Below are 14,166 nucleotides of genomic sequence, written 5' to 3' on the forward strand. Positions count from 1 at the left end.
ACCCTTTTCCCTCATTGATTACTCTTAACGATGATTTTTATTAAATAGTGGTGGCTGTAGTCAGCTTAATCAGTCAAACCCTCAGACTTCAAGGTTTCTGCAATCGCCTTCATTGCTTCATCAGCATCACTACCGTCAGCAGAAATCTTAACATCAGCCCCTTGACCAACACCTAATGACATAACACCCATGATTGACTTTAGGTTAACTTCCTTACCTTGGTACTCTAAGGTAATATTTGAAGCAAATTTTGATGCAGTTTGAACCAACAAGGTTGCTGGACGTGCATGAATACCTGTTTCGGCTACAATGTGAAATTCGCGTGATTCCATGGTTAAATCTCCCTTTTAAACATAATAAAAATATATGGCTACGTAAGCTTGTTAAATAAAACACGATTACGCTCTACAAACATCATTTTAGCAGGTCCAAACGGCCTTGGCAAGCGCTTACACGAAAAACTAAGCCTCTTGTTCTTTGGCCGCACGATAAGTCACAATACCACCCCGACCCGCCTGACCAACAATCGCATTTTGGTAGGGATAATCCCGCCAAACGTTAAAGAAGGCCGGAAAATCCTGAGGTTCTATCACTAATTCCGTCATTTGACCCAGACGAAGGGCCTCTAAACTAGCTGCATAGTCCATCACCCCTGTATCTCCTGAGTTAGCGTATCAGTTTTAAAGGCTTCATTATAGGCATATGCATTTTGGCCAGCAATAGCCGCATCACCAACAGCAGTTGTAATTTGACGTAATGCTTTCTGACGAACATCTCCTAGAGCGTAGAGACCGGGTTGCTTAGTGGCCATGGTCTCATCAGTCACAATCCAGCCCCGCTCGTCCCGAACATCCAGACCAGCTACCATATCAGAAACAGGTAACAATCCAACGTAAATAAAAATTCCAGCCGCCGCAACTTCATAGTCACGCTTATTTTCCTTATCGTGTAATCGTAATGCTGTCACTGCTTGGCCATCGCCTAAAATTTCTTGCACTTCTGTATTCCAAATAAAGTCCAGATTTTTAGCATCAAAGGCTCTTTTTTGTAAAATTTGTTGGGCTGATAAGGTGGCATGCCGGTGAATAAGGGTAACTTGTTCAGCCATACCGGCTAAATAGACCGCTTCTTCAACTGCTGAATCACCACCGCCAACTACATAAACATGTTGATTACGGAAAAAGGCACCATCACAAACTGCACAATAAGACACGCCTCGACCAGCATACTCATCCTCACCAGGTACACCCAGCTTTTTATAAGCAGCCCCGGTGGCCACAATCACACTATTAGCCTGGTATTGGTCCATATCCGTTGTTACCAACCAGGTTTGATCAGCTTGCCGTTCTAAATTTTCTACCGTACCAAATGCATATTCGGCACCAAACTGCGTCGCTGAGGCATACATTTTCTCAGCCAAATCGGCCCCCATCACAGATGAAAAGCCAGGATAATTTTCAATTTCTGCCGTATTATTCATCTGACCACCATAAATACCGCGGTCTAACATCAACACTGATAAGTTGGCCCGCGATGCATAAGTGGCTGCCGTCATGCCGCCAGGGCCGGCACCAATAATGATCGTATCATATTTTTTTGCCATGCTTTACCTCCTCCAACCTGTTTAATCATATCCCTATTTTACGCGCAAAAGGTCAATGTGGTCAATACTAACAAAAAGTAAGTTTGCAAAATAGGATAAAAAAATACGGGTCTTACCAACCCGCACTCTTTTTCACCTTTAATCCAGATGTTTAGCCAAATCCTTAATGTAAGCACGTAATTCTTGACCCGTCTGGGGATGCTTCAAGCCAAATTCAATATTGGTCTCCAAAAAACCAATCTTAGAACCAACATCATAACGATTACCTTTAAACTCATGAGCATATACATTTTGCCGTTGGTTCAATGCATCAATCGCATCCGTTAATTGAATTTCGTTTCCCTTACCTGGTGTTGTCTTTTCTAATTCTTCAAAGATTTCAGGGGTTAAGAGGTAACGACCAATGATTGCCAAATCAGAAGGTGCCTGGTCAGGTTGAGGCTTTTCCACAAATTTAGAAACCCGATACAACCCATCATCTACTTCTTCTTCTGGATCAATGACCCCATACTTAGATACTTCCTCATGTGGGACTCGCATCACTGCTAAGGTGGAGTCACCAGTTTGCTCGTACTGATCAATTAGTTGCTTTGTCAAAGGCACTTCGTCCTGCATCAAATCATCGCCGAGCAAGACCACAAAAGGTTCGTCCCCGATAAAGGCCTTACCAGTAAGCACCGCATCCCCCAAGCCACGTGGGTGTGACTGCCGGATAAAGTAAAGATTGATATCTGTTGTCTCTTCCACTAGCTTCAACAACTCAGTCTTACCTTTTTCACGTAAGTTGTTTTCTAACTCTGGATTTGAATCAAAGTGATCTTCAATTGAGCGCTTCGACTTACCATCCACAATCAAAATCTCCTCAATTCCAGCTGCCAAAGCTTCTTCAATGATGAACTGAATAGTTGGCTTATCAACAATTGGCAGCATTTCTTTAGCTAGTGCCTTTGTGGCTGGTAAGAAACGTGTCCCTAATCCAGCAGCTGGAATAATCGCCTTACGTACTTTTTGCATGTCTTTAAAATCCTTCCTTTTGTAATGGACGTCCCATTAATTCTTGAATACCCGCTTGGATATCCTTTCCCTGATACAATACTTGGTAAATCATTGTCGTAATCGGCATCTCAACATGTTTTTGTTGGGCTAGCTCATAGGCAACTTTCGTCGTGGAAATGCCCTCAATAACCATGCCCATATCTTCAATCACTTCATTTAGGGCCTTACCGGCGCCTAACTGCTCACCAGCACGAAAATTACGCGAATGAATGGAGGTAGCGGTTACAAAAAGATCACCAACCCCTGCTAAGCCCATAAAGGTAATTGGGTTGGCACCAAAAGCCTGTCCTAAACGACTGATTTCGGCTAATCCTCGGGTAAAGAGCGCGGCCTTAGCATTAGCATCATACCCGAGGGTTTCTAATGCCCCAGCGCCAATCGCAATAACATTTTTCAAAGCGCCCCCAAATTCAGTCCCAATTACATCTGTTCCGCTATAAACACGAAAGGTTTGATTATTAAAATTGGCTTGAATCAGCTCGGCAACAGCTAAATCATCACTGACCGCTGTCACTAATGTGGGGTCGTGTTTTACAACTCCTTCAGCATGTGAAGGACCAGATATAACCCCAATTCCTGCTCGTAACGTTTCAGGTACTTCCTCAGCTAAAATTTGTGATACCCGTTTAAAGGTTCCTGGTTCTAATCCTTTAGTTGCAGCAACTAAAACTGGCTGTTGATCAGTCTGCAAGTAAGTGCTTAACTGCTGGGCTACTTGACGCGTTGCCTTGGTAGGCACCACGCTAAGAACAAGGTCAGCCCCTTCAACTGCGGCTGCCATATCAGCTGTTGCCACCACATTAGCATTTAATTGAACAGCCCCCAAATAATGTTGGTTGGTATGTTGCTCATTGATTTCAGGCACCTGGTCGGCCTTATAAGTCCATAGACGCACGGTATGCCCATTTTCAGCAGCTACGTTAGCCAAAGCAGTGCCCCAAGAACCAGCGCCTAAAACGGCAATTTTACTCTTGTTCACAGTGGGTCTCCTTATGCTTTTTCTTCTAATATTATATTTAGTTAACTATATCATTATATCATATAAGATTATTGGGTATAGTAAAGACCCGGCAGGGATTATTTAAGCCATCTGGTCTTTTCTTTGTCAATCCTGGTTGGTAGCCTGCTCATGTTCAGCCTTTGAATTCTCAGCAATTAAACGATTCAGATTATCATCAAAGGTCTTGGTAGCATCGTACCCCATCATCTTAGCACGGAAGTTCTTAGCCGCCGTTTCAATCAGCGCAGCTAAATTACGACCGGCTTGAACCGGCAAGACAAACCGCGGCAAGTCTACTCCCTGAATCCGAATGGTGTCCTCCCCATTTCCTAATCGATCAATCTTTTGATCATCCGACCATTTGGCTAAATGAAGATTAAAGGAGATCGTCGCATGTGACCGCACAGCTCCGGTTCCAAACAAGTTGACAACATCAATGATGCCGACTCCCCGTATTTCCATCAGGTTCCGCAAAATAGCAGGCGGCTCACCCACCAACCGTTCTTCATCTTGGGCATAAACATCAACCCGATCGTCAGCAATTAACCGGTGACCATTTTGAATCAATTCCAAGGCTGTTTCAGATTTACCAACCCCCGAATCACCAGTAATTAAAACTCCCAAACCAAATACATCGACTAAGACGCCATGCACCGACTGGCGTTTTGCTAACTGCCCATCTAAATAAAAAGACATGTTAGATAGAATACGCGAAGAGGTCAGCTCAGTAGAAAGAATTGGAATATGCGTTTCTTTGGCCACTGCCATAAATTCTTCGGGTAATTTTCGCCCAGTGGACACCACAAAGGTCGGTGTCACCGGTTGCATCATCTTCCGAGCAACTACCATCAATTCATCATGGGTCATCCGTGCAGCAAAGGCCGTCTCGGTGATCCCCATTAGTTGCACCCGTTCCGGAGCATAATAGTTAAAGTAACCCGTCATTTCCAATCCTGGACGTGAAATATCAGCCGTCGTAATCGTTCGATCTAAATATTCCTCACCCGTTACCATCTTTAAGTGCGTATTATTAAGTAAATCGCGCACAGTAATTTTTTTTGCCATGGTCCAAATCCTTTTCTATTAAGGTGCTACTACCTTGTTTGCTTACTAAAATAACTGGAAACCACTGCATTAACCAATGACATCATAATGGACATTAACAAGGCCCAACCAAAGCTTGCAAAATGAAAGCCTGCCCCAACAATTGAGGCTGTCAACCAAAGGACAAAAGCATTCACGACAAAAGCAAACAAGCCAAACGTTAGTAATGTAAATGGTAATGCAAAAAACTGCAAAACTGGCCGAAAAAAACTGTTTAAAATGCCTAAGACCAAAGCGGCCCAAATAGCCGTCCAAACGGAGGCTATATAGAGTCCCTGTGGAAATAAACCGGCTAAGGCTAACAACATCAAGGTATTAATCACTAAACGTTGAATGAAATTAAACTTCTTAATTGTATATATTTTCACTGTGACACTCCATAGATTCATTATAGCAAACTTTTAATGTACACGCTTTCTCAACTGGCTAGTTAAGAACCTGTTTGATATTATACCAAATAACTGCGAATAGCAAAAAACGCCGACCATAAAGGTCGACGTCTCGCTTGGCAATGCTAGGAAAGACCTGTCCTAGCGCAGGTGGTGATTACTCACCAGTCGACGTACACCAGTTATCGCTAACTGTAGTCATGTGCAGAACGACAAGTTCCACAACTTCTCGTTCACCTACCAGCAATGCGGCTGTTAACGTAGGCCGTCTACAAAGATTCACACTGGAATCTTTTCTCGACTCATCGCATGTGACTAATACTACATCATTACTTCAAAGAATGCAAGCCTTAGTTTTTACGTAATCACCCTACCGCTTTATCAGACAGCATGGTATGATTGCTTTATTAGCAAAAATTAGAAATGTTTTAAGTTGTTTATTACTTTCATACTACTAACAAGGGGCTTTATTATGAAATTATTAGGAAATACGCTTGAAAAAATTCATAAATTCCGTCATGACCATTTACCAAGTCACCGTCTACCAGTGCGCACCAATCACCCCTACGCACGTTTATCACTGCTTTATCTTGATACTAATGATACCTACTACCTAGTGGATAATGCCAGCGCTATTTTTCATTCCCTCCATTATAACGATGGTGCCATCGTAGTCAGTGAGTGGACAGCTGCTGAACTAGCCGGTCTTAAAAAGAGTTATGCCCAACCTGGATTTGATAATTATTTCCAGATGCTCATACAAAATACTGCTGAGGCTTATGATGCTGAAACTCATCAACAAGACGTCTAATCAAAAAGAGCTTTAACCTAGGTTAAAGCTCTTTTTTTATTTTACTGGGCCTCTTTAACTACCTCAACAGTTGTCACTGTCACCGGATCTTTAGGCTTTGATTCTTCCCCATTCCCGTTATCTTCGACTGGTTCTTGAGCAATCTGATCAACTACCGACATACCCTTCAGCACTTGACCAAAGACCGTATAAGAACCATCTAATTTGGGATTACCGCCCTGATGATAGGCCTCATAAATACGCTTAGGATAAGCTGCTTTTGATAACTGATCTTGCTGATTGGTTGGATTTTGATTAATAAAGAATTGCGACCCATTTGTATCTTTTCCAGCATTGGCCATCGCCAGTGACCCCCGCAGATGATAGAGCGAAGTTGAAATTTCATTTTTAAATCCCTGTCCACTATCTAAGTGGCTATCTTTTTGATACCAAATAGAGTGACCCCCTTGACCTGTGCCTTTTGGATCACCCCCTTGTATCATAAAGTTCTTCATCACCCGATGAAAAATCGTCCCATCATAATAACCTTGCTTAGCAAGCCCAATGAAATTTTTGACTGCTAAGGGAGCTTGTTGATTAAACAAGACCACCGTAATATCACCTTTAGTCGTATGAATCACGGCCTCACTTTGAGACTTGGCTGGCATTTTTTCCAACTGAGGTAACGGCACCTGATTTAACTCTTTTTGTTTAGCCGCTTTGGCTTGTTCGCGCACTGCTTGTATATGTGTTTGTTGCCAATACACCCAGGCCGTGCCAAGACCAACTAGAAGCAACACGACTGCGAGTAAGATATATTCAACCCTTATTTTTTTCATTACAAGTGCCTAAGCCTTTCTATTGATTGGTCATTTTAAATTCCAGGAAATAATCATTATATCGTTGGGTCATGGCTGACCCTAAATCTTGATACACTTCTAAATCGTCAAGAGCCGCTTGTTTAGGATACCAAGCTGAATTGGTTCGCGTAGCCTTAGGTAGGCGCGCCTTCGCGGCCATATTTGGGGTGGCATAACCAACGTATTCGGCATTTTGGGCTGCATGTTCCGGTTCAGACATAAAGTTAATAAAGGCATAAGCCGCTGTCTTATTTCGCACCGTTTTAGGCATTACTAGATTATCTAACCATAAATTACTAATCCCAGTTGGCAAGACATAATGTAAGTGCTTATTATTAGCAACCATTTCTGCCGCATCGCCTGAATAATCAACCGCCAGGGCTGCTTCATCTTGAATCATATAGGTTTTAATTTCATCTGCAACAATCGCCTTTACATTTGGCATTAACGTTGCTAGTTTACCTTCTGCGGCTGCTAAGGTTGGTTGATCAGTTGTGTTCATCGAATGGCCACTAGATGCTAAGGCCATTCCCATAATGTCACGGGCAGAATCAATCAACATGATATTCTGACGATAGGCAGGTTTGAATAGATCATTCCAGGTTTTTATCTCACCAGGTGCTACCATTTTGTCATTGTACACAACCCCAAGGGTCCCCCAAAAGTAAGGTAATGAGTAGCGATTCTGTGGATCAAAATCACGATCCATAAAATGGGCATCATAGTTTTGCAAGCCGGTTAATTTATCTTTATCCAAAGGTTCCAGCATTCCAGCACGTCGCATCTTAGCTACCATGTATTCAGAAGGAACTGCTAAATCGTACCGCGTTCCGCCTTGCTTAATCTTAGTAAACATAGCCTCATTCGAATCGAAAGTCTCATAATCCACCTGGTATCCCGTTTCTTTAGTAAATTCTTTTAACAGGGCCGGATCAATATAATCTCCCCAATTGTAAATCGTTAACGTCCGTGCTTTAGTCACTTGCTTCGTACCTGTTTGTGGATGTTGGGCCTGTGTTAACCAGCTATTAATGGCAAAAAGCCCACCAACAGTTAACATCACGACTACAATTAAGCCAATTAATTTTTTCATTGTGGGTCCACCACCTTCAACTGACCATGACCAGCCTTCTTACTACTGCGCGTTGCCACACCAGTAGCAATAAAATAATAGACTACGACCAACATAAGTGACAGGACAAAGAGCAAGGCTGACAAGGCATTAATCGACAAGTCAACTCCCTGACGTGCCCGTGAATAAATTTCAACTGATAACGTTGAAAACCCATTACCCGTCACAAAGAAGGTTACGGCAAAGTCGTCTAAGGAATAGGTAATGGCCATAAAGAAACCGGCTAAAATGCCTGGCCAAGCATAGGGCAATATAACGCGACTCAATACCTGCCAACGATTAGCCCCTAGGTCATAGGCAGCATCAATTAAGGTTGTATCCATATCATGAAACCTGGGCAGAACCATCAGCACCACAATCGGGATGGAAAAGGCAATATGAGCCATCAAAACAGAACCAAAGCCTAATTGGAAACCAACCATAGTGAATAGAATCAAAAAACTTGCTCCAATAATCACGTCTGGTGAAACCAATAAAATATTGTTCAAGGATAGAAATATATTCTTAATCCCTGTCCGTTTCATTTGATAAATCAATAAAGCCCCAAAGGTACCAATAATCGTAGCCAGCAGGGCTGATAGCAAAGCAATAATCAATGTATTCACCAGTATCTGCATCAAGCGCAGGTCATTAAACATATCCAGATAATGTTGCCACGAAAAGCCGGTAAAGGCCGTCATCGTGGCACCACGATTAAAGGAATAAATAATTAAATAGGCGATTGGTAGATACATTAATATAAACACAAGCGCTAAATAAAGTTTGAGCCAGGGCGCCTTAAAACGTTCACTTTGCATGCTGCTTCCCCCTTCCTTTACGCTCACGAGTTAGATACATGGTCAAAAACATGGCGATAATTAAAATAATGCCAATCGTTGACCCCATTCCCCAGTTCTGGGTTACTAGAAAGTGTTCCTCAATCGCCGTACCAAGTGTAATGACCCGATTTCCACCAATTAGACGCGTTAACATAAAGAGCGAAAGGGTTGGAATAAAGACCGCTTGGACACCAGCTCGAACTCCACTCAATGAATAAGGAAAGATAACCTTCATAAAGGTCTGTCGTGAATTAGCTCCCAAATCACGGGCGGCATTAATAAGACTAGGATCCAGTTCCCGTAAAGCGTTAAAAATCGGCATCATCATAAAGGGCAATTCAATATACGCTGCTACAATCATAAACGCTACATTGGTAAACATAATTTGTTGTGGTCCAATACCAATCAAGGTTAAAAACTGATTGACACTCCCATCCTGAGCAAATAAACCAATAAAGGCATAGGCCTTCAAAAGCAAATTAATCCAGGTCGGTAGAATAATTAACATTAACCAAAATTGCGCATGTTTTAGTTTTGTCATAATATAGGCAGCTGGATAGGCAATGATTAAGGTGACCATGGTTACCAAAAAGGAAAACCATAAGGAATTAAAAGTCATTCGTAAATAGGTTCCAGACTTGAAATAGGTCTGATAATTAGCCAATGTCCAATGACCACCGATATTATTAAATGATTGGACCAGTAACAAGCCAAGTGGTGCAATCACAAACAGCACTATCCAAAACAGATAGGGTAGCGCGTAATAAGCGCTGTATCTAGTTTTCATCCTGTTCATCCTCCACATATTGTTCAATACGTGCATCAAATGCCGCTTCATCCTCATGCAAGCGCATGATATGAATATCTTCAGGATCAAAGTATAAGCCAGCTCGCTGTCCTATTTCGACTGGATTCGTGGCCTGTATTTGCCATTGATTTAAATCATCATCATGGGCGCTAATTTCATAATAGTCACCACGAAAAGATTGATCATCGATGGTAACAACCAACTTACCTGCTTCTTCCGAAACGATGTCCAAATCCTCTGGCCTTAAGACCACTTCTACAGGTTCATTAGGTCGCATGCCCCCATCAACATTTTCAAAATCTCTTCCTAAGAAAGAAACTAAATAATCTTTCTTCATAACACCGGGAATAATGTTCGACTCCCCAATAAAATCAGCTACAAAATGATTAATCGGCTCATCATAAATATCCACCGGACTACCATTTTGCACAATTTTGCCATCATTCATCACAAAAATCCAATCAGACATTGCCAAGGCTTCCTCTTGATCATGTGTAACAAAAATAAAGGTAATTCCCAATCGTTGTTGAATGGACCTTAATTCCCGTTGCATTTCTTTTCGCAACTTATAATCCAAAGCTGATAGTGGTTCATCCAACAACAGAACCTCTGGTTCATTAGCTAAAGCTCGGGCAATCGCCACTCGTTGCTGCTGGCCACCTGATAATTCTGATATTTCCCATTGGCCATATCCATCTAATTTTACTAGATGTAACATCTCATCAACTTTAGCTGCTTTTTCTGCTGGGCTTTTCCCTTTAATGGTCATCCCAAAGGCCACATTGTCATAAACATTCAAATTAGGGAAAAGCGCATAATTTTGAAAAACTGTGTTAACTTTGCGCTTTTCCGGTGGTACCGTATTAATTTGCTGCCCTTCGAATAAGATGTTCCCTGCACTGGGCTGTAAAAAGCCCGCCATCAATCTTAAAATTGTGGTTTTACCTGAACCTGATGGCCCTAATAAGGTGTAAAACTTACCTGGTTCAATGGTTAAGTTAATTGCCTTTAAAACTTCCGTTGCTCCATATGTTAGAGCAACACCTTTAAATTCAATAATTGCGCCCATGTTTTCCCCTACGCCTCTACTTCACTTTTAGTATTTTTCTCTTAATAGTATACCCTAGCAGTCACCAAACGCCCAATAGGGAGTAGACAACAAAAAAAACGCCACTTACTCAGTGACGTTTTAATCTAAAATCTTAATTAAACATTAAGCTTCTTCATGACGACCATACTTCTTAACAATTTCCTCTTGAACGTTCTTAGGAACTGCTTCGTAATGATCGAATTGCATCTGGAAAGTTCCACGGCCTTGCGTTGCAGAACGCAAAGTCGTTGCATAACCAAACATTTCTGAAAGTGGTACCTTAGCGTGAACTAAGACTGACTTACCACGTTGCTCTTGACCTTCTAGCAATCCACGACGTGCAGATACGTGACCCATGGCATCACCTAAGTTGTCCTCAGGTACCACGATATCAACCTTCATGATTGGCTCAAGAATAACCGCACCAGCAGTCTTAGCAGCCTCACGCAAAGCTAATGACGCCGCGATCTTAAAGGCCGCTTCAGATGAGTCGACATCATGGTAAGAACCATCATACAACTTCGCCTTTAAGTCAACCAATGGGAAGCCAGCTAGTGGTCCGTTATTCATTGATTCACGCAAACCAGCTTCAACTGAAGGGATGTACTCACGTGGCACTACACCACCGACAATGGCATCTTCAAATTCGAAGCCGGCACCCTCTTCGTTAGGTGAGAATTCAATCCAAACATCACCATATTGTCCTTTACCACCAGATTGGCGCTTGAAGAATCCACGTGCTTGAACGGTCTTCGTAAAGGCTTCACGGTAAGCAACTTGAGGAGCACCAACATTGGCTTCAACCCCAAATTCACGCTTTAGACGATCAACAATGATATCCAAGTGCAACTCACCCATACCAGAAATCAAGGTATCACCAGTCTCCTGGTTTGTCTCGGCACGGAATGAAGGATCTTCTTCAGCCAACTTTTGCAAGGCATTTGACATCTTATCTTGGTCGGCCTTAGTTTGTGGCTCAATAGCCAATTGGATAACGGGATCAGGGAACTCCATTGATTCTAGAATCAATGGACGATCAATGGCAGTCAATGAATCACCAGTAGTCGTTGACTTCAAGCCAATGGCTGCGGCAATGTCACCAGAAAAGACTTCATCGATTTCCTTACGTTGTGTGGCATGCATTTGAAGCAAACGACCAACACGCTCACGCTTATCACGAGTCGTGTTCATAACGTAAGAACCAGCCATCAAAGTACCTGTGTAAACACGCAAGAAAGTCAAACGACCAACGAATGGATCTGTCATCACCTTGAAGGCCAAGGCGGCAAATGGATCTTCATCATTAGCAATCAAATCAACTTCTTCACCAGTTTCAGGATCGTTGGCCACATAAGGACGAACATCCAAAGGTGATGGCAAATAATCAACAACGGCATCCAACATTTGTTGTACACCCTTATCCTTATAAGCTGAACCAGCCAAAACTGGGTAGAACTTCAACGCCAAGGTTGCACGACGAATTCCAGCCTTCAAGTCCTCTTGTGAAATCTCTTCACCTTCTAAGTACTTGTCCATGATTTCGTCATCAACATCAGCCACGGCTTCAACCAATTCATCATACTTTTCGTTAACTAAGTCAACATATTCTTCAGGGATTTCACGTGCTTCCCATTCTTCCCCAAGCTCAGTTGTTGGGTACCATGCTTCTTTAGTAATCAAGTCGATTACACCAGCAAAGTCATCTTCAGCCCCGATTGGCCACTGAATAGCCTTAGCATTAGCTCCCAAGCGATCCTTGATTGACTCAACTGACATCGCAAAGTCAGCACCCATCTTATCCATCTTATTAACAAAGACGATACGTGGAACTTGGTAAGTTTCGGCTTGGCGCCAAACAGTTTCAGTTTGAGGCTCAACTCCAGCCGCACCATCCAAGACCGCTACGGCACCATCAAGCACACGCAATGAACGCTCAACTTCAACCGTAAAGTCCACGTGTCCTGGGGTGTCGATAATGTTTACTCGATAAGGTGTCTTTTCATATTGGTCATGGAAGCCATGCCAAACAGCTGTTGTCGCAGCAGATTGGATCGTGATTCCACGTTCCTTTTCTTGATCCATAAAGTCCATTTGTGAAGCCCCATCGTGGGTCTCACCAATCTTATGAATTTTACCTGTATAGTACAGGATACGCTCAGTCGTTGTCGTCTTACCGGCATCAATATGGGCCATGATACCAATATTACGAGTGCGATCAAGTGGGTATTCACGCTTGTTAGCCATGAGTAATAATCTCCTTAATTTTTTTGGTTAGCATCAACCAACTTAGTTTATAGTATACCGCATTATACACAAAAATGGCTACTGCCATAGAGACTGTAGCCAAATCGTTTTGGATATTACCAACGATAGTGTGCGAAGGCACGGTTGGCTTCAGCCATCTTGTGCGTGTCTTCACGCTTCTTTACAGATGCACCAGTGTTGTTAGCGGCATCCATAATTTCCTTAGCCAAACGTTCGTCCATCGTGTGTTCTCCACGAAGACGAGCATATTGAACCAACCAACGAAGGCCCAACGTTACTCGACGCTCTGGACGAACTTCAATTGGCACTTGGTAGTTAGAACCACCAATTCGGCGAGCCTTAACTTCCAAAACAGGCATGATATTGTTCATTGCCTCTTCAAAGACAGTTAATGGCTCTTGACCAGTCGTTTCCTTAATCCGGTCAAAGGCATTGTACAAAATTGTTGAAGCAGTTCCACGCTTACCGTCAAGCATCAAACGGTTAATCAAACGTGAAACAAGCTTTGAATTATAAATTGGATCAGGCAAGACTTCAGCCTGCTTAGTATAACTCTTACGTGGCATTCTTTATGTCCTCCCTACTCTTAATTCTTTGGGCGCTTAGTTCCATACTTTGAGCGTGAAGTCCGACGACCTTCTACACCGGCAGTATCCAAAGCACCACGAATAATATGATAACGTACACCAGGAAGGTCCTTAACACGACCTCCACGAATCAAAACAACTGAGTGTTCTTGCAAGTTGTGACCAATTCCTGGAATGTAAGCAGTCACTTCAATCAAGTTAGAAAGACGCACACGGGCGTACTTACGCAAAGCTGAATTAGGCTTCTTAGGTGTCATAGTTCCCACACGGGTTGCAACCCCACGCTTTTGTGGTGAATCAACATGTGTTAACTTCTTCTTTTGTGAATTATAACTGAAGTTCAAAGCTGGTGACTTTGACTTCTTGCTCCTTGACTTACGAGCTTTACGAACCAATTGGTTAATAGTAGGCATTGTCTAAGAGTCCCCTTTCAATTTTTTCTATTTTGTCTAGTCCACATTACCAGGCGTATCCTATAGATAGCCTAGCAACATCTATTTAGTACCTTTTGCTCACGAGTTCAGCACGTCACGTTTCCGTAAACACCCTAATCACTAAAAGCACAATGTCTAATATAGCATCATCGCCAGCGACATGCAAGCTTTTTTTTAAATAAATCCCTATCTAAAGCCTTTTATTTGGTCCACAATTCCGGGCGTTTCTT

At 42.5% G+C, this 14,166-nt stretch carries 16 protein-coding genes; 1 reads left to right on the top strand and 15 read right to left on the bottom strand.

The window, feature by feature from the left end; translation table 11 throughout:
• Nucleotides 1-65: 65 nt before the first annotated feature.
• The 7 genes from G414_RS0106380 to G414_RS0106410 all read right to left on the bottom strand — a co-directional run bounded on the left by G414_RS0106380 (nt 66) and on the right by G414_RS0106410 (nt 5,131).
• A complete protein-coding gene (locus tag G414_RS0106380) occupies nt 66-332 on the bottom strand; it encodes a phosphocarrier protein HPr (protein ID WP_022791990.1) in 267 nt (88 codons plus the stop codon).
• Nucleotides 333-461: 129 nt separating this feature from the next.
• On the bottom strand, nt 462-647 hold the full coding sequence (locus tag G414_RS0106385) for a hypothetical protein (protein ID WP_022791991.1): 186 nt from the start codon (nt 645-647) through the stop codon (nt 462-464).
• On the bottom strand, nt 647-1,603 hold the full coding sequence (gene trxB, locus G414_RS0106390) for a thioredoxin-disulfide reductase (RefSeq protein ID WP_022791992.1): 957 nt from the start codon (nt 1,601-1,603) through the stop codon (nt 647-649). The genes G414_RS0106385 and trxB overlap by 1 nt, the downstream gene beginning before the upstream one ends.
• Nucleotides 1,604-1,741: 138 nt before the next feature.
• Complete coding sequence (gene galU / locus G414_RS0106395; RefSeq protein ID WP_022791993.1) at nt 1,742-2,617, bottom strand: UTP--glucose-1-phosphate uridylyltransferase GalU; 876 nt, start codon at nt 2,615-2,617, stop codon at nt 1,742-1,744.
• Nucleotides 2,618-2,621: 4 nt separating this feature from the next.
• Nucleotides 2,622-3,638, bottom strand: a complete 1,017-nt coding sequence (locus G414_RS0106400) for an NAD(P)H-dependent glycerol-3-phosphate dehydrogenase (protein WP_022791994.1) — start codon at nt 3,636-3,638, stop codon at nt 2,622-2,624.
• 126 nt (nt 3,639-3,764) lie between these two features.
• Entirely contained in the window at nt 3,765-4,724 is a 960-nt protein-coding gene (gene hprK, locus G414_RS0106405; RefSeq protein ID WP_022791995.1) for an HPr(Ser) kinase/phosphatase, read from the bottom strand.
• 29 nt (nt 4,725-4,753) lie between these two features.
• Nucleotides 4,754-5,131, bottom strand: a complete 378-nt coding sequence (locus G414_RS0106410) for a phage holin family protein (RefSeq protein WP_022791996.1) — start codon at nt 5,129-5,131, stop codon at nt 4,754-4,756.
• Nucleotides 5,132-5,624: 493 nt separating this feature from the next.
• On the opposite strand from G414_RS0106410, the gene G414_RS0106415 reads away from it, so the two are divergent.
• On the top strand, nt 5,625-5,963 hold the full coding sequence (locus tag G414_RS0106415; protein WP_022791997.1) for a hypothetical protein: 339 nt from the start codon (nt 5,625-5,627) through the stop codon (nt 5,961-5,963).
• Nucleotides 5,964-6,004: 41 nt separating this feature from the next.
• Here the strand turns inward: G414_RS0106415 and G414_RS0106420 are convergent, their stop codons facing one another.
• The 8 genes from G414_RS0106420 to rpsL form a co-directional block, all read right to left on the bottom strand.
• A complete protein-coding gene (locus tag G414_RS0106420; protein WP_022791998.1) occupies nt 6,005-6,781 on the bottom strand; it encodes a peptidylprolyl isomerase in 777 nt (258 codons plus the stop codon).
• Between the two features lie 19 nt (nt 6,782-6,800).
• Nucleotides 6,801-7,895 carry an ABC transporter substrate-binding protein gene (locus G414_RS0106425; RefSeq protein ID WP_022791999.1) on the bottom strand — a complete coding sequence of 365 codons (1,095 nt, stop codon included), beginning with the start codon at nt 7,893-7,895 and terminating at the stop codon, nt 6,801-6,803.
• Nucleotides 7,892-8,731 (bottom strand): ABC transporter permease, encoded by an 840-nt coding sequence (locus G414_RS0106430; RefSeq protein ID WP_022792000.1) that lies wholly within the window; start codon nt 8,729-8,731, stop codon nt 7,892-7,894. The genes G414_RS0106425 and G414_RS0106430 overlap by 4 nt, the downstream gene beginning before the upstream one ends.
• Complete coding sequence (locus G414_RS0106435) at nt 8,721-9,539, bottom strand: ABC transporter permease (RefSeq protein WP_022792001.1); 819 nt, start codon at nt 9,537-9,539, stop codon at nt 8,721-8,723. The genes G414_RS0106430 and G414_RS0106435 overlap by 11 nt, the downstream gene beginning before the upstream one ends.
• Complete coding sequence (locus tag G414_RS0106440) at nt 9,529-10,629, bottom strand: ABC transporter ATP-binding protein (RefSeq protein WP_022792002.1); 1,101 nt, start codon at nt 10,627-10,629, stop codon at nt 9,529-9,531. The genes G414_RS0106435 and G414_RS0106440 overlap by 11 nt, the downstream gene beginning before the upstream one ends.
• A 144-nt stretch (nt 10,630-10,773) precedes the next feature.
• Nucleotides 10,774-12,894 (bottom strand): elongation factor G, encoded by a 2,121-nt coding sequence (fusA, locus tag G414_RS0106445; protein ID WP_022792003.1) that lies wholly within the window; start codon nt 12,892-12,894, stop codon nt 10,774-10,776.
• A 116-nt stretch (nt 12,895-13,010) separates the two neighbouring features.
• Nucleotides 13,011-13,481 (bottom strand): 30S ribosomal protein S7, encoded by a 471-nt coding sequence (gene rpsG / locus G414_RS0106450; RefSeq protein ID WP_022792004.1) that lies wholly within the window; start codon nt 13,479-13,481, stop codon nt 13,011-13,013.
• Between the two features lie 20 nt (nt 13,482-13,501).
• Nucleotides 13,502-13,915, bottom strand: coding sequence for a 30S ribosomal protein S12 (rpsL, locus tag G414_RS0106455; RefSeq protein WP_022792005.1), 414 nt, complete (start codon nt 13,913-13,915; stop codon nt 13,502-13,504).
• Nucleotides 13,916-14,166 lie beyond the last annotated feature (251 nt).

The organism is Weissella halotolerans DSM 20190 (assembly GCF_000420365.1).
In the GTDB taxonomy this organism is placed as follows: domain Bacteria; phylum Bacillota; class Bacilli; order Lactobacillales; family Lactobacillaceae; genus Weissella; species Weissella halotolerans.